Source organism: Streptomyces aurantiogriseus, from assembly GCF_014649375.1.
In the GTDB taxonomy this organism is placed as follows: Bacteria; Actinomycetota; Actinomycetes; order Streptomycetales; family Streptomycetaceae; genus Streptomyces; species Streptomyces aurantiogriseus.
Genome location: NZ_BMSX01000041.1, coordinates 1 through 18,295, shown reverse-complemented (window position 1 = coordinate 18,295; position 18,295 = coordinate 1). Strand labels below are relative to the sequence as shown.

Here is an 18,295-nt window from a genome sequence, read left to right as displayed (position 1 = left end):
GCCGGCCGTGCGCGTGGTCACGGGGCGGGCAGGACAGCGGGCGTCGCGTCGGGGTCCAGGCCGAGCTGGTGGGTGAGGAACTGCCGGCCGATCCACTCCGAGTAAGCGGGCGGTACGGCTTGGCGGGCCTCGGTCTTGTTCATCCACGTGCAGCCCATCGCGTCGGCGTAGGCGCGCTCGTCCTTGTGCTCGAACGCCATGAGCTTGTGGCGCCCCTTGGGATGCCAGCACGGCGGGAGCAGGTCCCCGCCGCCGCCCCACGACGTCTCGAACACCCGGTGGCGCCGCACCTTCAGGCCGAACTGGGAGCCGCACAGGATGTAGTCCGGGCGCAGCGTCCCGTCCCACGCGGCCTCGGGAACGTTCTCGATGACCCACGGACGCCCGCACGCACGCTGCAACTCGCGGCCCGGGGTGATGAGGTCGGGGTGGTTCTCCCGGCTGCCGCGCCAGGCGGTGACCCGGGCCTTGTTCTGGCAGGGCCAGGAGGCGTGAACGAACGCGTACCGCTCGACCTCCCCGGAGTTGGTTATCGCGGCGAGGTACTCCAGGGCGTCGGCCTGGTGGAACTCGAAGGGGTAGTTCGGCATCGGGTGGATGTCGACGCCGACGACGTCGAAGCCGGCGAGCCAGTAGCCCCAGGAGAGGCCGCCAGCGCCGGAGCACAGGTCGAGGACGGTCAGCCCGTTCGGCGTGCGCCCGGTCATCGGCTGCTCCTGGTGTCCTCGCCACCAACGGGAGCGGGGGTGAGGCGGGCCGGGCAGAAGCGGGCGCCGCGCCCGCCCGCCAGGTCGAGCCACATGAACTGGCCGACGGTCAGGTCCCGGTCGGTGTGGAAGAAGCAGTCGGCGAACTCGGGCCGCCCGAGCTCCTCCAGCTTGGTCCGCAGGTACGGCATGGCGTGGGCGGTGACCATGCGGTCGGCCTGGGTGCGGTCGGTGAAGTCGACGGTGATCGGAGGGACGGGCCAGGCGGGGCCGAACTCGATGCGGTAGGTGCCGGTCTGGGGTGTCATGAGTGTTCTCCTTTTTGCTGCTGGTAGTGGTGATGGCGTGCGTGGCGCGGGGCGGGTTGCGCGTGTAGTGATCACAGGTCAGGCGGCGGCCCGGTGGCCGGGTGGGGTGGGTCGCGGGATGTTGGTTGTGCCGAGGGCTTCGGCGAGTTGGCGCCAGTGGGTGTCTTGTTCTTGGGGGGTCCAGTACTGCTGGTAGGTGTGGGGTTGGGGTGGGGCTGGGTCGGGGCGGGTGGGGATGGCTTCTTGGAGGAGTCGTTCGAGGGGGGTCACGGGCTGGTCCCTTCAGGCGGTGGGTCGGTAGGCGTCGGGTATGCGGCTGGTGATCCAGGCGTGGCCGCAGTGGGGGCAGCGGTAGGCGCTGCGGGTTTGGTGGGGGTCGCGGCGTTCGGCGCGGGGTTTGATGCCGCGGGTGAGGCAGTTGGGGCAGGTGTCGGTCATGGACAGCTCCCGCAGGGTGGTGGGGTGGGGCCCGATGCCGCGGTGCCGCAGGGCCAGGCGCCGGGGCGGGGGATGTGGTACGGCGGTTTCTCGTCCGTCGGCTCGTCGGCGGTCGGTTGCTGCGGCAGGGTCTTACCGGCGAGCTGGGTGAACAGGGCGACGAGGGAGCCCTCTTCACGTACCGCGGCAAGGTCGTCTGCTTGGAAGCCGCTCATGTCTCGTCCATGTCGCGGAAGCGGCTGTAGTGGAGTTGCGCGGCGACGGTGATCGTGGAGAGGGGTCCGGCGCGGTGTTTGGCGACGATGAGGTCGGTCTCGCCGGCGCGCGGGGAGTCGGGCGTGTAGGCGTCGTCGCGGTGGACGAGGATGACGAGGTCGGCGTCTTGTTCGAGGGATCCGGATTCGCGGAGGTCGGCGAGCTGGGGCCGTTTGTCCTGGCGTTGTTCGGGGCCGCGGTTGAGTTGGCAGAGGACGACGACGGGGACGTCGAGTTCTTTGGCCATGAGCTTGATGGAGCGGCTCATCTCTGAGACTTCGACCTGCCGGTTTTCGGGGCGCTTTTTGCCGGGGGTGTCGAGGAGTTGGAGGTAGTCGACGACGACGAGGCCCAGGCCGGTCTTCTGTTTGATCTGGCGGCAGCGGCCTTTGATCTGGGTGACGGTGCGGTTGGGGGTGGCGTCGATGGTGAGGGGGGCGGTGGTGAGCGTCTGCATGCGGTTGGCGAACTCGGCCCAGTCGCGGTCGGTCATGGTGCCGCCGCGGATCTTGTGGAGGCCGATCATGGCTTCGGCGGAGATGATGCGGTGCTGGACTTCGCGGCGGGACATTTCCAGGCTGAAGAACGCGGCGGGGATCTTGTCGCGGAGGCAGGCGGCGCGGAGGAAGTCGATGCCGAGGGTGGATTTTCCGAGTCCGGGCCGCCCCGCGATGATGATCATCTGGCCGGGGTGGAGGCCGTGGGTGAGGTAGTCGAGATCCTTGAAGCCGGTGGAGATGCCGATGGCGCGGCCTTCGGTCTGGAGTTTCTCCAGTTCGGCTACGACTTCGGGGAGGTCTTCACCGAGGAGGGCGGAGTCGGCTTCTTCGCGGGCTTTGATGACGGCGGCGAGTTCGGCTTGGGCGCGGTCGATGGTGGTGTGGGCTTCGCCTTCGCCGTCGTAGCCGATGGCGGTGATGCGGGTGCCGGCTTCGACGATGCGGCGGCGGATGGCGGTGTCGCGGACGATTTCGGCGTAGTACTCGGCGTTGGCGGCGGTGGGGACGGTCTGGACGCAGGTGCTGAGGTAGGCGGCGCCGCCGATTTTGTCGAGGAGGCCGAGTTCGCGGAGGTGGTTGGAGACGGTGATGGGGTCGGCGGGTTCGTTGCGGCCGTAGAGGTCGACGATGGCGCGGAAGATCGTCTCGTGCTGGGGGCGGTAGAAGTCTTCGGGGTCGGTGACTTCGAGGACTTCGGCGATGGCCCGCTTGGAGAGGAGCATGCCGCCGAGGACGCACTGTTCCGCCATGAGGTCTTGCGGGGGTACGCGCTCGAAGGTCTCGTCTTCCACTGATGGTCTCCGGGGTCAGGCTGCGTGGATGGCTTTGGTGGGGTGGCATTTGGGGCAGGGGTGAGCGTTGCCGCGGGCGTCGTAGATCTGTCGGAGGTGGCCTTCGCGTTCGGCGGCGCGGGCTCCGTCGGCGCATTCGCCGCACCACGGCGGAAGCGGAGCCTGCGGCTTGGGCTTGGCAGCCGGGGTTGCGTACTTGTCCTCGAAGCGGCGTTCGCGGAGCCAGTTCGCGGACTGCTTGACGAACCGGAACTCGGTGCCGACGACCTCGTGGGCGTAGGCCTGCGCGGCGGCGGTGATCTTCTTTGGGTCTGCGCCTGCGAGGACGACCGTGATCCATTCGGCTCGGGTTTTGTCCATGTCGCGGCTCTTGGGGTGGAGCTGCCAGAAGCGGCCGAAGTCGAGCTTGTCCTCGTCTGTGATCTCTCTGGTGGCGCCGGAGGTCGGAGTGGCGGGTGGGGAGTGTGGGGCAGCCACTTCTTTTTGAGGAGATGAGGAGTATGAGGAGTAGGGGGTAGCCCCGGCTCCTTCAGAGTGAGCCGTGGCTCCTTCTGAGTGAGCCCCTGCTCCCCCTAGAGGTAGCCCTGGCTCTCCCATAGGGGTAGCGGTGGCTCCCCCCCTAGGGGTAGCCAGGGCTACCCCTAGGGGGGGAGCGGTGGCTACCTCTTCCTTGGGTGTCGAGCCACCGGTCTCAAAGTCGGGCACGCGGAACGTCATGCGGATGCCGGGCTTGGCGTACATCACCCGGCCGTCCTTCTTCGCCACACCGATCGGGATGCGGAACTCCCAGCCGGCCGCCGCGAGACGCTTCAGCGCGTTCCGGACGACGGCGGTGTCCTTCGCCCCCGTCCAGCGGGCGAGGTCTTCGAGGGTGGCCCAGCTGATGCGGGTCTCCTCTTTGGCGTCGTCGGCGATCTCCAGGGCGACTGCGCGTTGCAGGCCAGTGATGTCCGGGCCGAGTGCCTCGCGGAGGTCGCGGCGGAGTTGATATCCCATCGGTCTTCTTTCGGGTCCGTGCTGGTCAGGGCATGTCGAGTAACGCCCCTGATCAGGGCGGTTGTCCGAGCGCCTTACCTGATCTCGATTCTACCTCAGGGTGTACAGTCACCCGCAATACATAAGCAACACGATGGGGTCGGTGGGGGTGTGTAGCCGCTGACCGGTCAGCTACGCTGTCGACATGACGACGAAGGGGACCCCCGGCCGCATGGTCCGTATCGAGGACGATGTGTGGGCGGACTACGAGAAGGCGTGCAAGGAGAAGGGCATCGCGCGCGCTGCGGACATCCGCATGTACGTGATCCGCGAGGTCAACGCGTGGCGCCGGCGGCAGCGTGACGTGAACGCCGCGAAGAACGTCGCCGAGTCCTGACACCGTCTCCTCCTCTCCTCGTCCTGGCCCCGTTTCGGCGGGGCCTTTGTCGTGTGCGGCTACTGGCCGATCTCGGTGAGCGGTCCGTGTTCGGCGACGAGCACCCGCCAGCGGATGAAGTGGCTGCCGGTTGCGGTCCAGCGGGGTCCGCTTCGGGTCCAGCGGCGGCCGGTCCGGTCTTGGACGGCGCGGACGTCGGGCGGTGCTTGGAAGCTGCCGGGGCCGTCGGGCCGCCAACTGCGGGCGGTCATGCGGCCCTCCCGGTTTGTGTCGCGCGGGTACCGCGCCAAACCTTCACGCCGGAGTGCTCTCCGCCCGGCCGGCTGGTCTCGTCCCAGCCGCACTGCTCGATCACGCCGCGTCGGGCCAGGCGGTGCACGAACGAGCCCCAATGGCTCTCGGGCTTGGGCGGCTCCGGGAGGCCGTACTCGTGGGCGATTTCGTAGCTGGTCCATTCGCGGTCGGTCTGGGCGACGGTCACGAAGGTGGGCTCGACGAGGTCGACCCAGGTCGGGTAGTCGAAGGCCTGGGTGGGGAGGGTGCCGTCGAGGGTGGGTTGTTGGGCTCGCATGGGTCCTCCGATCTGGTCTGGGGGTGGGCGCGGCCCCGGCGGGGGGAAGAGGGGCCGCGCCCGGGGCGGCCGTAGGGGGCGGCCGCCGGGAAGAAGGGTCAGTCGTGGTCGTAGAACTCGACCTCGATGCCGTCACGGCGGACGGTGATGTTGGCGTGGTCGCCGAACGAGTCGAGGAGGACGTGCTCGAAGTGGCCGCCCTCGATGGCCTTCTCCAGCGCCTTGCACCGGTGGTAGCGGGCCTCGTCCGGTCCCTCGTAGGCGCCGTACTCCCACTGGCCGGTGTCTGCGTTGCGGGAGCCGGGGATCTTGCCGAGGCTGCGGTGGCCCCACATTTCCAGCTCGTCCTCGTCGGCGTCCTTGTCGTCTGTGGTGCGCACCCAGGTGCCGTGGGCGGAGAAGGTGCAGGGCTCGCCGTCGTTGAAGTACGGGGTGTACTGCCGCCAGCCGAACTCGACGATCGTCGGGTCGTCGAGGACGGCCTGGAGGATGGGCTGGAGTTCCTCGATGGGCTTCTGCTCGACGCGGGTCTCGCCGCGGGTGATGTCGCCGTGGACGGGGATGCCGAGGAAGCTGGTGTGCTCGGTCACTGGGTGTCTCCAGAGGGCTGGTTGAGGAGCAGGTGGGAGAGCGGGACGGTCTTGCGCTGGGCGCCGGACATCCATGGGGCGATGGGCATGCCGTCGATGTAGTCCGCCGGGGAGGGCAGCCAGCCGAGGTCTTCGAGGACGTGCTGCTCGGCGATGAGCCGGACCGGGACCTGGACGGTGGAGCGCTGCTTGGGGATGTCGAGGGTGACGCCGAAGATGCGCTGGCAGAGCCAGACGCCTTCGGTGTGGTGGTAGAGGGAGCGGTGCCGGGAGTCGCCGATGATCCGCTTTGAGCTGTCGATGAACTCGTGTACGGGCAGGTAGAGGTCGGGGCTGCCGCCCCATTTGCGGGCGCTGCTCTGGGCGTGGTGCCAGGAGTTCACGCGTGTTCTCCTTGGGGTGGGTGCCCCGGCCGATACGCCCGGCCGGGGCTCTCATGTCGGGCGGGGGTCAGCGGCGGTCGAGGAGGTGCTCGACCAGCCACACGGCGACGAACGCCAGGGCGCCGATCACGCCGGCGAAGGGCAGGCTGTCGGTGGCGGCCCAGGTGACGGCGGTAGCGACGGCCCCGGCGAGTACGCCGAGGAGGAAGTTCTTCATGGGGTGTCCTTTCGGTGGTCGACCGCGGCCTGCGCGGCCCGGTAGGTGTGCGGAGACGACCGCCTCTTGCCGGACGCGATCGCGCGGGCGTCGTGCACCCGCGAGTCCGACAACGGCGACGGCGTCGACCACGCGGCGGCCGGAAGTCCAGGGCCGGGCTTCGGCTCGTCCTGGCCGGCCTCCGCCCACGGGCTGTGGGCGTTACACCGCCAGCCCGTCCGGTAGAAACGCACCGGCCCCGTGTGTTCGCCGGCCACGCCCTCGCAGGGCTCCGGCATCCGGGCGCTCATACCGCGACCTTGGTGGTGCCGGTGCGGCGCAGCCGCCGGTCAGCGTCCGTGTTCGCCTGACGGCACGGCCCGCAAATCACGGTCTTCTCCCGCACGTGCTTCTGATAGCCGGACCGGGTGCCGCACTTGGCGGGTTCCCGCGCCGGTTTCGCGGCCTTCTGGGCGGCTGCATGCCGTTCGCGGATCACGCTGTCCGTGAGGTGATCGCCTCGGTAGCAGTCGATGCCGCACGTCCTGCGGACGGGGCCGTCGGGTTCGCGGCCGTGGGCGACGATGAACGCGGCCTGCAGCGCGGTGTAGATGGCGCCCTGGAACTTCAGCTTTTCGCCGCCGTACCAGAGGAGGTGACCGTCCTCAGCGCGTTTGGTGTGGCGGGCGAAGGCTTCGGTGAGAGTCTTCGGTGCGGCCTGCGGGGTGCTGCGGTTGGGGGGTTGTGCCCGGCGGTAGGCGCTGCTGCGGCGGTATCCGTGTCGTTCGTCGGTGGTGAGGCCGCCGAAGATGCCGTCGGTGGCGCGGCTTTCCATGGCGAACTTCAGGCAGCTTTCGATGACCGGGCAGCTACGGCAGACGGCTTTGGCCTGTTCGATGATCACGAGCCAGGGGCCGGTGGTGCCGTCGGGGAAGAACAGGTTGGCGTCCTCGCGCAGGCAGGCAGCCTCGGATCGCCACGCGTTGGGGCGGGTGAGGGTGTCGGGTGCGTCGTAGCTGGTGCGGATCATGCCGCCTCCCCGAAGATGGCCGCGAAGGTGGATTCCGTTAGCTCCCGCATTGGGGCGTCCTCCACATGCGACGGCGCGACGCACCCGTCGAACCCGCAGTTCGGGATGACCGGGCCGACCGCGTCACGGCCGTGCTTGATGCGGAATGCGACCTGGTACGCGCTGTGCGTGCGGCCTGCGTCCCGGCCGCCGTGCTTGAGGACGGGGGTGCCGTACTGGTTGCGGTGGCCGGTCCACTCCATGTGGCCGCCGTCCACGGGCTTCGCGCGGCGCCAGAAGAGGTCTTCCGGTGTGGCGGCTTTGGGGCGGCCCTTCAGCGGCGGCACGCCGAGGGTCCGGCGGGCGCGGGTGACGTGGCTGCGGTGGATGTTGAGCTGGCGGGCGATGCCGCGGTCGGAGTGGCCGGCGTGGAGGAGTTCGGCGATGTCGGCGCGCACGTTCATCGGGCCACCGCCACGGTCTGCGTCGGCCACGCCACGCCCTTCAGCGCCCGGCTGTGGGTCTTCGGCACCTCGGCCAGCGAGTAGCCGAGCCAGTCCATGCCCATCGCCATCAGCACGTAGGCGTCGGCCTGGTCGAAGCGGGCGGTCCCGTCGAAGACGATGCCGTACCGGCGTGCCGCCTCGTCCCGGACCTTGCCCTTGACCTGCCGCGGGGTGAGCTTCTTCCCGGTCTCCTCGTCTTTCCAGCGGGCGCGGCCGGTGGCGTAGATGGTGCGCGAGTCCGGGGTGACGACCGCGAACGGGATGCGGCGGCGGCGCAGGTCGCAGCGGATCATCCAGCGGGCGGCGGACATCTCGTCGTGGCCGACCTGCTTGGCCATCGAGTAGGCGGCGCCTTCGATGAGGACGAGGTCGGCGTTGCGGTAGTAGCCGGCGGCGGTGTCGACGATGTGCTGGAGGCGGTCTTCGCCGGCCAGTCCGGTGGTGCGGAAGTGGTTGGCCCATCCAGGGCCTGCGACGCCGCTGGTGACGAGGGCGATGTCGAGGCCGATGACGAGGGGCCCGGTCCCGGCCGTCACGTTGACGGCCGGGACGGTGGTGGTGTCGAAGAGGGTGGTCACGACTGGTTCCCCCTGGGTGTGGTGGTCTTGCGGCGTCGTTTGGCGTCCGCCTGCGCTTTCGCCTTCCGGCACAGGCGGCAGCGGCAGCCGAGCCGGTAGCCGAGCGCCCCGTGGTCCGTCGGCCGCATCACCGCGGGATGGGTGCGGGGCAGCAGGTCGAGCACGGCGAGAAGGTGGGTGGCGTCTTCGACGTCGGTGGCGATGGAGGCGATGTAGAGGGCGGCGGCGCGCTTCTCGTCTCTGGTGGCCTCGTCTTTCGGGGACCAGGTCTGCCGGTTGAGGTCGAGGCCCATCACCGGTCACCTCCCGCCGGGGTGAGGCATTCGCCGCACAGCCAGCCGTCCTTGTTGAGTGAGCCCGCGGTGTTCCGGCCGCACGGCTGGCAGTAGCCGAACCCGGTCCGGATCGGGCCCGGGGCGTGCTCGAACTCGGTGTAGGCGCTGCGCGGGCCGAGGAGTTCGTCGAGGAGCGTGTCGTCGTCCAGAACCGTCGCCCGGTGCCGGCCGCGGGTCGGGACGGGCGAGATCGCCCACCGGACCAGGCCGGTGGCTCCGACGAGGGCGAAGCTGAGCGCGGCGGCCCCGGCGTGGATACGGTCGTTCACGACGTCACCGCCTTCGTGCCGCCGTCGGTACGGCGCTGCTGCCACCGCTCGCCGTCGAGGACCGCGGCGGTGTTCAGGCCGCAGGCGTCGTCGTACTGCTTCTGCAGCCGGTCGGCGCGGCGCTTCTCCGCCTCGTAGTCGGCCATCCACGCGGACGCCGCCTTGTGGAGACGGGCCACGTCGGCGATGAGCTGGTCCCAGTTGTTGTGCCGCATCTGGTCGCCGAGGGCATCGGCGAGGGCCTTACGGTGGACGTCGTGCTCCTCAAGGACCTCCGGCACGGTGCGGCGGCTGCCGTACTCAGCGAGCCGGGCGCGCACCTTGGTGAGGTCGTCGGTGAGGCAGGCGTTGACGATGGTGAGCGCGGTGCGCGCCTCGTCGGCGTCGGTGAACTGGCGGGTGATGGTGCGGCGGGCGGCCCGCTCGGTGGCCTCGCGGGATTCGGCGAGTTCGCAGCGCTCGCGGAGTGCTTCGTACTGGCTTCGCAACGCGGCGAGATCAGCGTTGTGGCGGCGGCGGGTGATGAGGCCGAACATCACGACTCACCCCCGGCCGGGCGCAGCGGCCACGAACCGTCCACCACGGCGTCCGGGTTCTGCTTCCTCAGGTACGCCTGGAACGACGCGGCCTGCGCGGCCGCCCAGTCCTCCTGAAGGTCCTGCAACTCGTCGAGGAACGCGTTACCGATCTCCCCGAACTCGGAGGCGATCCGCCACGCGACCCGGCAAGCGGCGATCGCGTCGGCGTCCGCGGAGTGCGCGCCGTCCAACTTGACCTGGTAATGGGCGCACAGGTCGGTCAGTGTCCGCTTGCCCTTGCGGTACGGGTCGACGCGCTTGTCGATGACGCGAGGGTCGATGACGCGGAGGTCTTGGCCGACGGTGTCGGTGAGGGTCTTGATGCCGTACCGGCGGGCCTCGCGGTCCAGCAGGGTCAGGTCGTAGGGGGCGTTCATGATGACCAGCGGCGTCCCCGAGAGGACGACCTGTGTGAGGGCGGCGACGATCTGCGCGATGCCCTCGGCGGCGTCCTGGCCTTCGGACCGGGCGCGTTCGGTGGTGATGCCGTGTACGGCCGTGGCCTGCTCCGGGATCTCCACCCCCGGGTTCAGCAGCCAGTTCGCGGGGATGGGCGGATGCTTCCCGCCGACCTCGACGAGGCAGGCGGTGACGATGCGATCGGTCTCGACATTGACGCCCGTCGACTCGGTGTCGAATCCGGCCAATCGGCCGAGGTGCCACGGTGTGGTGTGGTTCATGGGTGTGGTCTCCTTAGAGGCCGGTCGGCCGCATTACGGGTGCGGCCGACCGGTACGGGAATGGGGCTACCTGCTGCCGGGCCCGGCGACCGCCGGCCACACGGCGCGCTCACGCGGCGCCTCGTCGTCGACGACCTCGGCCGTGTACACGCCCTCGTCGTCAGGGCCCTCGTCGCCGGAGCCGGAGCCGCTGGCGCGCTCCTTCTCCTCCGCCTTGACCGCGTCCGCGCGCTTCTTGAGCGCGGCGATCAGGTCATCCGTGAGGTGGCCAGCCGCATGCGCGGCGCGGTACACGTCCTGCACGTCATCGACCGTGAGCGCAGCGTCGGCGTCGGCGAGGTAGTCGGGGCGCGGCGCCTCGATCGCGGCCACCGCCCGGCTTCCGGACGGGTCCAGCGCCACCGCCGTGGGCAGCGGGCCAGTCAGCGCCTGCCGCGTGGTGACGCCCCTGATCTCGACAACCACCACCGGGAAGTGCTTCGTCTGCCCACCAGCAACCCGGGTGCGGGGCTCGATCCGCAGCGTCACCGGAACCAGGCCCTTGCCGCCGGTGCCAGACAGCACCATGTCGACGGTGCCCGCGAGCTCGTTCGCGGCGTACCAGGAGTGCGTCTCCACCCGCCACACGCCGACGTCCGGCATATCCGGCAGGACGACGTTCAGCCGCGAGGTGGCGGCGCACACCTTGTCCTTGGTGTAGAGGTCCTGTCGCAGCAGGTGCCACTCAGGGCCGTGCTCGGCGAGGCACAGGCAGGGGTGGCGGCTGATCTGCTCGGTTTCGCCGTCGCAGCGGCGAACGCAGCCGCCCTTGTTCCACATCTCGTTGGCCTGGGACAGCGGGTCGCCGGGCGGCAGGATTGCGTCGATCTGCTCGGCCTCGGTGATCACGCGGAACTGAGGGGCACCGTTGCCTTGGGGCTGCCAGCGTTCGACCTTGCCGCCCCACGCTTCGGCGGCAGCAGTCACGTAGTGCTCGGCGTGGCTGCTGAGCACCCACGTCTTCGACTTCACTGGGCGGGGCCGCTTGTTCGGGTCCTGGTTGGGGACGCTGTAGCCGGTACGCAGGCGGCCGAGTTCGCGGGCCTGCTTCTGTGCGGTACGGATTCGGGAGCCCATGGGTCAGGCTGCCTTTCGGGTCGTGCGCGTGGCACCCTCAGGGGCCTTCAGCGCGGGGTAGGAGGACTTCGCGGCATGCAGCCAGCGCGTGGTCTCCAGCGCGCCGCGGAACGCGCGGTGCGCGGTCCGGTCGGCGGGCATCGGGACCAGGGCGTGGGATTTCGCGCGGAGATTGAGGACACCGGTCCGCTCGATGTGGGGCATCGGCTCTTCGGTGTCATCGGGGAGCAGCACGGTCTCCGCGTACCGAAGCGCGGCCAGCTGGAGGGTGTTCTCGGGATAGACCGACGAGGCGCGGCGGGTGGCCGACGACTTGTAGTCGATCAGCCACAGTTCCCGCTTCCTACCGGGCCCCGACGGCAGCCACACCATGAGGTCCGCGGTGCCTGCGTAGCCGAGGCGCCGGTGGAGAACGGTGATCTCCGTGGCCTCCACGTCGTCGTCGAAGTTGACGCCCCACGACTTCAGCCACAGGTCGAACTGCGCCAGGTACGGGGCGACTTCCGGGTCGTCGGCGATCGGAGCGCCGAGGAGCTGGGCTTCGGCTGCGTTGTGGACGCGGTCGCCGAGGTCGGCGGCGCGTTCACGGACGTCCTTGTGGACGGCCTTGAGTTCCTTGACCAGCTCGGTTCGGTCGTCGGTGACGCGGTCGGTGAGTACGTTCCAGCGGTCGAGGGTGTATTCGACGGTCAGCTTTACGCCCCACGGGACGAGGGCCATGGTCTTGTTCACCGCGGTGTCGATGACGTTGGTGACGGAGACGAGGTCGGGGCCTCCGGCGGGGTCGGTGTAGTAGCGGCCCCGCTCGGTTTCGCGTGCGTGCTTGGGGTTGGTCACCCGCGGCCGTCCTTCCGGTGGTTGGGGTAGAGCAGCAGGGCGGCGAGGGCGGCGAGGTTCCCGGCGACGATGGCCACGCCGCGGGCGGTGGCCGGGTCGCTGATCGGGGCGACCGCGACGGCGGTGACGGCCAGCACGGCCGCAGTGAGGACGGTGAGCAGGTAGCGGAAGCTCATCGGGCGGCCTCCTCGTCGGCCCATTGGGTGAGGCGGTTGGCGGCGTGGGTGACGCCGTCGCAGAAGATCGCCCGGGATGCGAACTGGGCGCGTTCGGCGAGGAGGCGGGCGGCGTCGGCACGCCGCACCTCGGCCACGTGAGCGTCGAGGGCGCTGACGCTCCCGCGCCCCTCCGTCTTGACCCTGTCGCGGGCGTCGCCGTCCCTGGCCGCGTGGTCCAGAGCGAGGCGCTGCACCTCGTCCATGTCCGCCTTGCGGGCGGCGACCCGGATCCCGAGGGCGAGGGCGCGCAGCATCTGGAGTTCGCCGGGGTACGCCTCGTCGTCCGGGGTTTGGTAGTCGGCGATCTCCTCCAGCGTGGTGATCGCGTCGTTCCAGCCGGTGCCGTACCAGACGGGCCCGGTGAGGGCGGTGCACTGGACGGGGACGGCGCGCAGGCGGCCGATGGCCTTGGCGAGGACCTCGGCGCGGTAGGCGTCGAGCAGTTCCGTGGCCCGCTCGTCCGTCATGTACAGGTGGTTGTGGACCATCTCGCGGAGGAGTTCGTCGCGGGCGCTCATGCGGCACCGCCGGGAGCCTGCTCGCCACGGGTGATGTTCCGGATCGTCCGGATGTCCGCCTCATGCGCGGACAGTTGGAGCGTCCACCGGCCGTCGACCTCGGCGTGGAACTTGATCCGGGCGCCCTCGCTGTCGGTGCCGAACGCGCCGTCACCGAGCGAGGTGACCCGCATCTTCAGGCTGTCGTGGGACACCTGGTGGGCGATGACGGTCTCGACGTGCCCCGTCTGCCAGGTGATCTCGTAGATCTGCGGCGGGGTGTTCTCGTAGTGGCTCACGCGGCACCGCCGATCTGGCGCTGCTGCGGCAGCGGCTGCTCGGCGAGGTGACGGCGGGTCGCCCGCATCACCGGGTGCTTGATCACCCGGTGCGCCCACGACCGGCCCGTGTCCGCGAACGCAACCTCGTCCGCGATGTCCATCTCTTCCGGCTCGTACTCGTCGTTCATCACAGGTCCCCGTCCAGGTCGTCGTGGCGGTCAGCGGCATTCCGGCAGCGCGTCGAGCAGAAGGCGCGCCCGGCCGGGATCGGTGTCTGGCACTCGGCGCACGGCGCCGTCTGCGACTCCCACTTGGGGCAACCGGTGTGCAGGCCGGACAGGAGCTTGCGTCCCGCCTCGCACTCCTCGGGGAAGGGCGGGTGCTGCGGATACGGGCCCTCGCACTCCGGGATGAAGTGGCGGCAGGTCTTGCATCCGTGCGCGGCCGGGTTACGCCAGCAGCGGGCGATGTGCGCCTCAGCAGCGGCCTTCTTGGAGTGGGTGCGCGAGCAGTGCGGGCACTGGTAGCGCACGACCTTGAGGCGGATTGCGGTGGTCATCGGTGCTCCGGGGTGATCGTGAGGAGAGCGAGGAGCGCGGCCACCGACACGGCGGCCTCACGCAGGGACAGGCGGGCGAACGAGCGGGCGTCAGCCGCGAACTCGCGGGCGTCAAACCGGGCGTTGGCCACCTCGACGAGCAGCCAGTCCACAGCCCGCCCGACGGCCGGCCGCACGCGGTCCGCGCCGCGCACCAGCGGGGACGGCCACGCCCACACCTCCGCCTCGACGAGCAGGAAGTACGGGGCCGACACAGCGGCGAACAGGGACACGGACAGGGAACCCATCGCGGCCCACTCAGCGGGCGAATGCGTGTCGTACATCAGGCACCGCCCAACCTGGGCAGGTCCCGGGGCACGCGGTACGAGTGGTGCACGGACGCGTAGTGCTCGCCCTCCGGCGCCAGGTACCTCGCCAGCCGCTCCGCCGCCTCCACCACCGACACCGGCCGGAATCCCTCACACGGGCAGACCCGATTCGGCTGACCCACCTCACGCGGCAAGCGAGCCCAGCACTTCGTGCCGACGTGGTGATGCTCGGCGCCGTCGTGGCCGCACCCGCACCGCACGTCCCGGTCAGGCAGCGGACGGGAGACGGGCGCCTGGAGCGCCTGCGTCGGCGCGATAGCCCGCGCGATCCCAGCCGGATCCGGCTCGTCGCTCCGCAGACCCTCACCCGGCGTCCGCCACTGAGCACACGCCTTCTCGATCTCCGCCAACGTCACCCGGTCCGGAACCTCCGGGCTGTGCCGCCACCGGTTCATCGCAGCCGACACCAGATCACCGAGGAAGTCGTGCAGATCGTCGTCGGACATCGCCTGCGCCCACGGGAGGGCAGGTCCGCTCTCCATCAGGAGAAGCGCCTTGGCGAGCTTGTCGACAGGAAGCCCGGGAAGCTGACGCAGATGGCTGCACTCAGCCTCCAGCTCGGCAATCCGGTCCCGATCCGCCCGCAGCGCCTCAGCCGCGTCCGACAGTGCTTCGTTCGTCGAGTGCCGCTCCGCCAACAGCGCAGCCACCTGCGCCCGCAGCGCCTCCAACTCCGACGGCTGCGGCACGGAACCCGCCGGCATCGGCAACGCGCCCTTGCGCTTGACCACCGCCGCGAGCTCCTCGTCCCGCGCGCTCACGCCGCCACCGCCGCAGCGATCTCGTGCATCACCGGCTCGTCCGACGGCAACACCACCGACACGAACACCGGCACCGGCGGGAACTTCGGCGAGTCCGACCACGTCGTGGTCGTCAACGTCCACACCGTCTGACCCGACGGCAGCTCCGTCCTGGTGACCGTGCCACCCTGCACGTACAACCACTCGCCCAGGACGTCGATGTCCGTCGCCGTCACCAGCACACTGGACTCGGTCGCCTGGTGGGCGATGTGGCCCGACGAGGGCAGCTCCTTGTAGTCGACGGTGCTGCGGTACGAGAAGTCGTTCCGCTCACGCAGTTCCTGCCGGGCGTGGAACGACGCCAGTTCGGGCAGAGGCAGCACGGCCGGCGCCGTATTCGGGGTCTGGAATGATGTACTCAAGGTGATCCACTCCTTCTTGGGATCTAGGTGGATTGCCGAGTCGTTGGCTCGCCGGGCCGGGAAGTCGGGCGGGCCATCGGCGTTGATGGGGTCAGGCAGCGGCGGCCACAGGCCGGGAGTTCACCGCCGGCCGGGGCGCCGGGACGCTGTCGCCAGGGCGCGTCATGATCCGGCGGAGTTCTTCGACGAGTTCCGGGGTGGGATCCGGGGCCGCGTCCACGCGCTCGTGAATGTGGGCGATGACCTCGTCGCCGAGAATGCGGCGGCGCTCTTCGCGGGTCATGCGGCGGCCTCGATGGGGACGCGCTTTATGGCGGTGCGGAGGTCGATGTCGTAGGCCTCGGAGAGGCGCATGGCGCAGTTCAGGTCAGGCTGGGCTTCGCCGCGGAGGTAGCGGGATACGGACGATTCGGCGATTCCGGTCCTGCGGGCGATGGCTGCCTGTGTGTGGTCGCCGCGGGCCTTTACTGCCTTGAGGAGCGCTGGCACGTCGAGACGGAACACGTAGTCACCTCCCTCACGGGGTGTTTGGCAGGGGTTGTCGCTGGTGGAAGGAGATTCCTTGCTCACGAGGGAGACTCTGCCATGTTCCTTGCTTGCGCGCAAGGGAGGTTTGTTATCCGGTTTGGCTGTTTTAGGGTCGAACGCGCGTTCGCTTACTGGAGTGAGCTGTGTTAACGCAGGTCAGTGGCGTGATCAGGACTCTTGCGGGCGAGGGATTTTCTGGCTATCTCCCTAACTAGGGAGGTAGAGTCACGGGACATGACCGATGGGACCCCCACCCGCGCGCAGCGATTCGCCGCCATCGTCGTGCCCGCAGCCGAACGCGCCGGCTACTCCGGCCACGGCGCGAAGGCGCGTTTCGCGCGAGACACCGGCATGACCGAGAGCAGCGTCACCCGGATGTGGCAAGGAAGCGCCGTACCGGACGCCCGGTTTTACGACGCGATCAGCCAAGTCACCGGCATTGAACTGGGAACCCTCCTCGTCGAGGGTGGAGTTCTGTCACCCGAATCTCTTCAGTCACTGTCCGAAACCGACCGATCGCAGGTAAGGTCAGCACTCACTCCGGAAGAAGCGGCTGACCGCCTCGGCATCAAGGACGACGTAGGACGCGAACTCTTCTACGCCACCATCGAGCGCCTCAAGCGCCTCGAACCCGATGCCCCAGACGACCGCTCCGACCGGGGAGGGACGGCAGCGCAGATGTGATGGGGGTTGCGGATGGATCTCACGAGCGGCACGCGAACTACGACGGCAGCAGCCGGAACGATTCTGCTCGGAGGTCTCGGATTCATCCTCCACGGCGTATGGCGCGATCATCCTGAGTGCTCCCTCGCCGGAGTCGCCCTCTGCATGATCGCGCTCACCGCAATCATCCTCACCACACTCCACCGATGGATCACCGACACCCGCGCCGAACGCGCCGCCCTCGCCACCGACCAGCGCGCAACACAAGACGAACGCGCCCGCTGCTTCGCCGAAAGAGCAGCCCTGCAAAGCGAACGAGCCCGCCTCTACAGGGACCTCGCCGCCGAACGCGCCGCAGACAGTGAGCGCCTCGAAGTCGAACGGGCCGCCATGGCAGAGGAGTTCGAGCTCGCCCGCAGCCAGATCTCCCGCGAAGCGATGCAGATCCTCGCCTCCTGGTTCGTCGACGGCAAGGTCTGCCCGCCCGAGGTACGAACCGGCAACCTCATTCGGTTCCCGAAGCAGCAGCCAGTCCAGGCCCCTCAGCACGAGAGGTCCCGGGAACACGGAGTGGTCCGGCCCTGAACCCCGGCTCACCAAAAAACGCCAGCCGAATCCGGCTCAGATCCACCTTGTTCGACCCCCACCTGCTGGCCTTGTGGAGCCGCACGGTCACCACCTTCCGGATGATCTCCCGCTTCTGCTCCAGCGTCAGCGCCGGCACCGCGGGATCCGTCTCCGTGGCAGGGCGCCCATTCCACCGGACGTCCGGGTCGTCGGCCTCCAACATCCCCAGCAGCAGCGGCGACACGCCCGTGAGGTCACGCAGTTTCTTCCGTTCCGCCTCCAGCTTCGGGCTCAGCGTCTGCTCCATGTCCGCCAAGGACGCCGCCGACAGCTTCGGTCGTCCAGTCGCCTCGTCGAACGTCTTAGCCAGGGCGCGTGTCTCGCGCAGCTGCTCCTCGTAGCCGTTGATGAGTCGCTGGATGGTGGCCATCTTCTCCGCGACGTCCTCGTCGTTCGGCACCAGAGCGGCCCGCGCTACGTCCTTTCTGCTGAACCAGTCGATGACATGCTCTTCGACGTACGCGTCCACGACTTCCTCGGCCATGGTCACGTCGCGGTTCAACTCGCACGTCAGGTTGGGGCGCCCGCCCTTCCGGGACTGCGCACACAGCATCGCGTGATCCCCGCACTCCCCACACAGCGCGAGATACGACAGCAGATGCGATACCTCCGTCCCCCGCGCCGACCGTCGGTCGGGGTCGGTGAGCTTGGCCGTGACCCGGTTGAACATCGCCCGACCCTGTGGCGTGTCCAAGCCCTTGATGGGATCCCATGAGCCCTTGAGATAGGCGCCGTTGTGGAGCCGCTCGCCCAAGTAGGCGCGATTCAACAGCAGGATGCGCACGGTACGCGGGCTCCACGGTGCGCCGTCCGGCCGGGCAGCCTCCGGTGTCGAGTTCATCCACTGCAGGAGCGAGCGCACCGACTTGCCCGAGTCAATGTGCTGAAGCGCCTTCAGGACAACCGGCCCCCGCACGGGGTCCTCGTACTGGCGGATGCAACGCTGCCGGCCGCCGACGACTGCGTACTCGCGGGCGTACCCGAATGGCAACCGGCCGTGGGGCTTTCCTGCCTGCGCCTGCAGGGTAGTGGTGCGTGCGTTGCGGTCCTGGATGGCGTCCGCTTCGTCCTCGGCGTCGATGGCGTGCTGGGCAGTTGCCTTGCGGTCGTCTCGGCGGGAGAGGTCGTAGACCTGGCCGTTGTAGCAGAGCAGCACGTTGGAGGCCATGCATGCCTTGCGGAGCCTGAGGTAGGCGTCGAGGTCGCGGTAGTAGCGGGAGGCTTCGTAGGCGACGACGATGCGAACGACGCCCTCGGGCGCGGGGTTGTGGGTGATCGTGTCGATGAGGTCTTCGAAGTCGCCGCGGGCCTTCTTCGCGTGGCGGCTGGCGGAGAGGTCGGAGTCCTTGAACTCACGGACGATGGTCCAGTCG

34 protein-coding genes and 1 pseudogene are annotated in these 18,295 nt (G+C 69.3%); 3 read left to right on the top strand and 32 right to left on the bottom strand.

Annotated elements, in window-relative coordinates; all coding sequences use genetic code 11:
• Window positions 1–17: 17 nt before the first annotated feature.
• From IE263_RS45570 to IE263_RS45540, 7 genes are all read right to left on the bottom strand, one after another.
• A complete protein-coding gene (locus IE263_RS45570; protein WP_189944048.1) occupies window positions 18–707 on the bottom strand; it encodes a DNA cytosine methyltransferase in 690 nt (229 codons plus the stop codon).
• A complete protein-coding gene (locus IE263_RS45565) occupies window positions 704–1,015 on the bottom strand; it encodes a hypothetical protein (protein ID WP_189944047.1) in 312 nt (103 codons plus the stop codon). Before IE263_RS45565 ends, IE263_RS45570 begins: the two co-directional genes overlap by 4 nt.
• A gap of 78 nt (window positions 1,016–1,093) precedes the next feature.
• Entirely contained in the window at window positions 1,094–1,285 is a 192-nt protein-coding gene (locus tag IE263_RS45560) for a hypothetical protein (RefSeq protein ID WP_189944046.1), read from the bottom strand.
• A gap of 12 nt (window positions 1,286–1,297) precedes the next feature.
• Complete coding sequence (locus tag IE263_RS45555) at window positions 1,298–1,453, bottom strand: hypothetical protein (protein WP_189944045.1); 156 nt, start codon at window positions 1,451–1,453, stop codon at window positions 1,298–1,300.
• Window positions 1,450–1,668 carry a hypothetical protein gene (locus tag IE263_RS45550; protein WP_189944044.1) on the bottom strand — a complete coding sequence of 73 codons (219 nt, stop codon included), beginning with the start codon at window positions 1,666–1,668 and terminating at the stop codon, window positions 1,450–1,452. The genes IE263_RS45555 and IE263_RS45550 overlap by 4 nt, the downstream gene beginning before the upstream one ends.
• The gene (gene dnaB, locus IE263_RS45545; protein ID WP_189944043.1) at window positions 1,665–2,999 is read right to left on the bottom strand and encodes a replicative DNA helicase; all 1,335 of its coding nucleotides are present in this window, start codon (window positions 2,997–2,999) and stop codon (window positions 1,665–1,667) included. The genes IE263_RS45550 and dnaB overlap by 4 nt, the downstream gene beginning before the upstream one ends.
• A 15-nt stretch (window positions 3,000–3,014) precedes the next feature.
• Window positions 3,015–3,995: a hypothetical protein gene (locus IE263_RS45540; protein WP_189944042.1), complete on the bottom strand. Its 981-nt coding sequence runs from the start codon at window positions 3,993–3,995 to the stop codon at window positions 3,015–3,017.
• Window positions 3,996–4,179: 184 nt separating this feature from the next.
• Here IE263_RS45540 and IE263_RS45535 point away from each other — a divergent pair, with 184 nt between their 5' ends.
• On the top strand, window positions 4,180–4,371 hold the full coding sequence (locus tag IE263_RS45535) for a hypothetical protein (protein WP_189944041.1): 192 nt from the start codon (window positions 4,180–4,182) through the stop codon (window positions 4,369–4,371).
• Window positions 4,372–4,430: 59 nt separating this feature from the next.
• Here IE263_RS45535 and IE263_RS45530 read toward each other — a convergent pair whose 3' ends face one another.
• The 24 genes and pseudogenes from IE263_RS45530 to IE263_RS45415 all read right to left on the bottom strand — a co-directional run bounded on the left by IE263_RS45530 (window position 4,431) and on the right by IE263_RS45415 (window position 15,608).
• A complete protein-coding gene (locus IE263_RS45530) occupies window positions 4,431–4,622 on the bottom strand; it encodes a hypothetical protein (protein ID WP_189944040.1) in 192 nt (63 codons plus the stop codon).
• Window positions 4,619–4,942: a hypothetical protein gene (locus IE263_RS45525; RefSeq protein ID WP_189944039.1), complete on the bottom strand. Its 324-nt coding sequence runs from the start codon at window positions 4,940–4,942 to the stop codon at window positions 4,619–4,621. Before IE263_RS45525 ends, IE263_RS45530 begins: the two co-directional genes overlap by 4 nt.
• Before the next feature lie 98 nt (window positions 4,943–5,040).
• Window positions 5,041–5,532 (bottom strand): hypothetical protein, encoded by a 492-nt coding sequence (locus IE263_RS45520; protein WP_189944038.1) that lies wholly within the window; start codon window positions 5,530–5,532, stop codon window positions 5,041–5,043.
• Window positions 5,529–5,915: a DUF6915 family protein gene (locus tag IE263_RS45515; RefSeq protein WP_189944037.1), complete on the bottom strand. Its 387-nt coding sequence runs from the start codon at window positions 5,913–5,915 to the stop codon at window positions 5,529–5,531. The genes IE263_RS45520 and IE263_RS45515 overlap by 4 nt, the downstream gene beginning before the upstream one ends.
• A 67-nt stretch (window positions 5,916–5,982) precedes the next feature.
• Window positions 5,983–6,132, bottom strand: coding sequence for a hypothetical protein (locus IE263_RS45510; RefSeq protein WP_189944036.1), 150 nt, complete (start codon window positions 6,130–6,132; stop codon window positions 5,983–5,985).
• Between the two features lie 721 nt (window positions 6,133–6,853).
• A pseudogene (locus tag IE263_RS49270) lies at window positions 6,854–7,141 on the bottom strand (WhiB family transcriptional regulator); the annotation flags it as partial.
• Complete coding sequence (locus tag IE263_RS45500) at window positions 7,138–7,584, bottom strand: helix-turn-helix domain-containing protein (protein WP_189944034.1); 447 nt, start codon at window positions 7,582–7,584, stop codon at window positions 7,138–7,140. The gene IE263_RS45500 and the pseudogene IE263_RS49270, both read right to left, overlap by 4 nt.
• Window positions 7,581–8,204, bottom strand: coding sequence for a hypothetical protein (locus tag IE263_RS45495; protein ID WP_189944033.1), 624 nt, complete (start codon window positions 8,202–8,204; stop codon window positions 7,581–7,583). Before IE263_RS45495 ends, IE263_RS45500 begins: the two co-directional genes overlap by 4 nt.
• Window positions 8,201–8,497 carry a hypothetical protein gene (locus tag IE263_RS45490; protein ID WP_189944032.1) on the bottom strand — a complete coding sequence of 99 codons (297 nt, stop codon included), beginning with the start codon at window positions 8,495–8,497 and terminating at the stop codon, window positions 8,201–8,203. The genes IE263_RS45495 and IE263_RS45490 overlap by 4 nt, the downstream gene beginning before the upstream one ends.
• On the bottom strand, window positions 8,497–8,808 hold the full coding sequence (locus IE263_RS45485; protein ID WP_189944031.1) for a hypothetical protein: 312 nt from the start codon (window positions 8,806–8,808) through the stop codon (window positions 8,497–8,499). The genes IE263_RS45490 and IE263_RS45485 overlap by 1 nt, the downstream gene beginning before the upstream one ends.
• Window positions 8,805–9,344, bottom strand: a complete 540-nt coding sequence (locus IE263_RS45480; RefSeq protein ID WP_189944030.1) for a hypothetical protein — start codon at window positions 9,342–9,344, stop codon at window positions 8,805–8,807. Before IE263_RS45480 ends, IE263_RS45485 begins: the two co-directional genes overlap by 4 nt.
• Complete coding sequence (locus IE263_RS45475; RefSeq protein WP_189944029.1) at window positions 9,344–10,066, bottom strand: 3'-5' exonuclease; 723 nt, start codon at window positions 10,064–10,066, stop codon at window positions 9,344–9,346. The genes IE263_RS45480 and IE263_RS45475 overlap by 1 nt, the downstream gene beginning before the upstream one ends.
• Window positions 10,067–10,132: 66 nt before the next feature.
• A complete protein-coding gene (locus IE263_RS45470; protein ID WP_189944028.1) occupies window positions 10,133–11,182 on the bottom strand; it encodes a recombination directionality factor in 1,050 nt (349 codons plus the stop codon).
• Between the two features lie 3 nt (window positions 11,183–11,185).
• A complete protein-coding gene (locus IE263_RS45465; protein WP_189944027.1) occupies window positions 11,186–12,019 on the bottom strand; it encodes a hypothetical protein in 834 nt (277 codons plus the stop codon).
• Window positions 12,016–12,195 carry a hypothetical protein gene (locus IE263_RS45460; RefSeq protein ID WP_189944026.1) on the bottom strand — a complete coding sequence of 60 codons (180 nt, stop codon included), beginning with the start codon at window positions 12,193–12,195 and terminating at the stop codon, window positions 12,016–12,018. Before IE263_RS45460 ends, IE263_RS45465 begins: the two co-directional genes overlap by 4 nt.
• Window positions 12,192–12,755 (bottom strand): hypothetical protein, encoded by a 564-nt coding sequence (locus IE263_RS45455; RefSeq protein WP_189944025.1) that lies wholly within the window; start codon window positions 12,753–12,755, stop codon window positions 12,192–12,194. The genes IE263_RS45460 and IE263_RS45455 overlap by 4 nt, the downstream gene beginning before the upstream one ends.
• Complete coding sequence (locus tag IE263_RS45450) at window positions 12,752–13,033, bottom strand: hypothetical protein (RefSeq protein WP_189944024.1); 282 nt, start codon at window positions 13,031–13,033, stop codon at window positions 12,752–12,754. The genes IE263_RS45455 and IE263_RS45450 overlap by 4 nt, the downstream gene beginning before the upstream one ends.
• Window positions 13,030–13,203 (bottom strand): hypothetical protein, encoded by a 174-nt coding sequence (locus IE263_RS45445; protein WP_189944023.1) that lies wholly within the window; start codon window positions 13,201–13,203, stop codon window positions 13,030–13,032. Before IE263_RS45445 ends, IE263_RS45450 begins: the two co-directional genes overlap by 4 nt.
• Complete coding sequence (locus IE263_RS45440; RefSeq protein ID WP_189944022.1) at window positions 13,203–13,574, bottom strand: hypothetical protein; 372 nt, start codon at window positions 13,572–13,574, stop codon at window positions 13,203–13,205. Before IE263_RS45440 ends, IE263_RS45445 begins: the two co-directional genes overlap by 1 nt.
• Window positions 13,571–13,897: a hypothetical protein gene (locus tag IE263_RS45435; RefSeq protein ID WP_189944021.1), complete on the bottom strand. Its 327-nt coding sequence runs from the start codon at window positions 13,895–13,897 to the stop codon at window positions 13,571–13,573. The genes IE263_RS45440 and IE263_RS45435 overlap by 4 nt, the downstream gene beginning before the upstream one ends.
• Window positions 13,897–14,703: a hypothetical protein gene (locus tag IE263_RS45430; RefSeq protein ID WP_189944020.1), complete on the bottom strand. Its 807-nt coding sequence runs from the start codon at window positions 14,701–14,703 to the stop codon at window positions 13,897–13,899. Before IE263_RS45430 ends, IE263_RS45435 begins: the two co-directional genes overlap by 1 nt.
• On the bottom strand, window positions 14,700–15,104 hold the full coding sequence (locus tag IE263_RS45425) for a hypothetical protein (RefSeq protein WP_189944019.1): 405 nt from the start codon (window positions 15,102–15,104) through the stop codon (window positions 14,700–14,702). Before IE263_RS45425 ends, IE263_RS45430 begins: the two co-directional genes overlap by 4 nt.
• A 91-nt stretch (window positions 15,105–15,195) precedes the next feature.
• Window positions 15,196–15,387: a hypothetical protein gene (locus IE263_RS45420; protein WP_189944018.1), complete on the bottom strand. Its 192-nt coding sequence runs from the start codon at window positions 15,385–15,387 to the stop codon at window positions 15,196–15,198.
• Window positions 15,384–15,608: a helix-turn-helix domain-containing protein gene (locus tag IE263_RS45415; RefSeq protein WP_189944017.1), complete on the bottom strand. Its 225-nt coding sequence runs from the start codon at window positions 15,606–15,608 to the stop codon at window positions 15,384–15,386. The genes IE263_RS45420 and IE263_RS45415 overlap by 4 nt, the downstream gene beginning before the upstream one ends.
• Window positions 15,609–15,866: 258 nt before the next feature.
• On the opposite strand from IE263_RS45415, the gene IE263_RS45410 reads away from it, so the two are divergent.
• Together IE263_RS45410 and IE263_RS45405 are read left to right on the top strand one after the other, a co-directional pair.
• A complete protein-coding gene (locus IE263_RS45410; protein WP_189944016.1) occupies window positions 15,867–16,316 on the top strand; it encodes a hypothetical protein in 450 nt (149 codons plus the stop codon).
• Window positions 16,317–16,460: 144 nt separating this feature from the next.
• Window positions 16,461–16,880: a hypothetical protein gene (locus IE263_RS45405; RefSeq protein WP_189944015.1), complete on the top strand. Its 420-nt coding sequence runs from the start codon at window positions 16,461–16,463 to the stop codon at window positions 16,878–16,880.
• Here IE263_RS45405 and IE263_RS45400 read toward each other — a convergent pair.
• Window positions 16,801–18,295: recombinase family protein (locus tag IE263_RS45400; RefSeq protein ID WP_189944014.1), on the bottom strand; the 1,495-nt coding region annotated here is incomplete at its 5' end. The two genes, IE263_RS45405 and IE263_RS45400, sit on opposite strands and share 80 nt — an antisense overlap.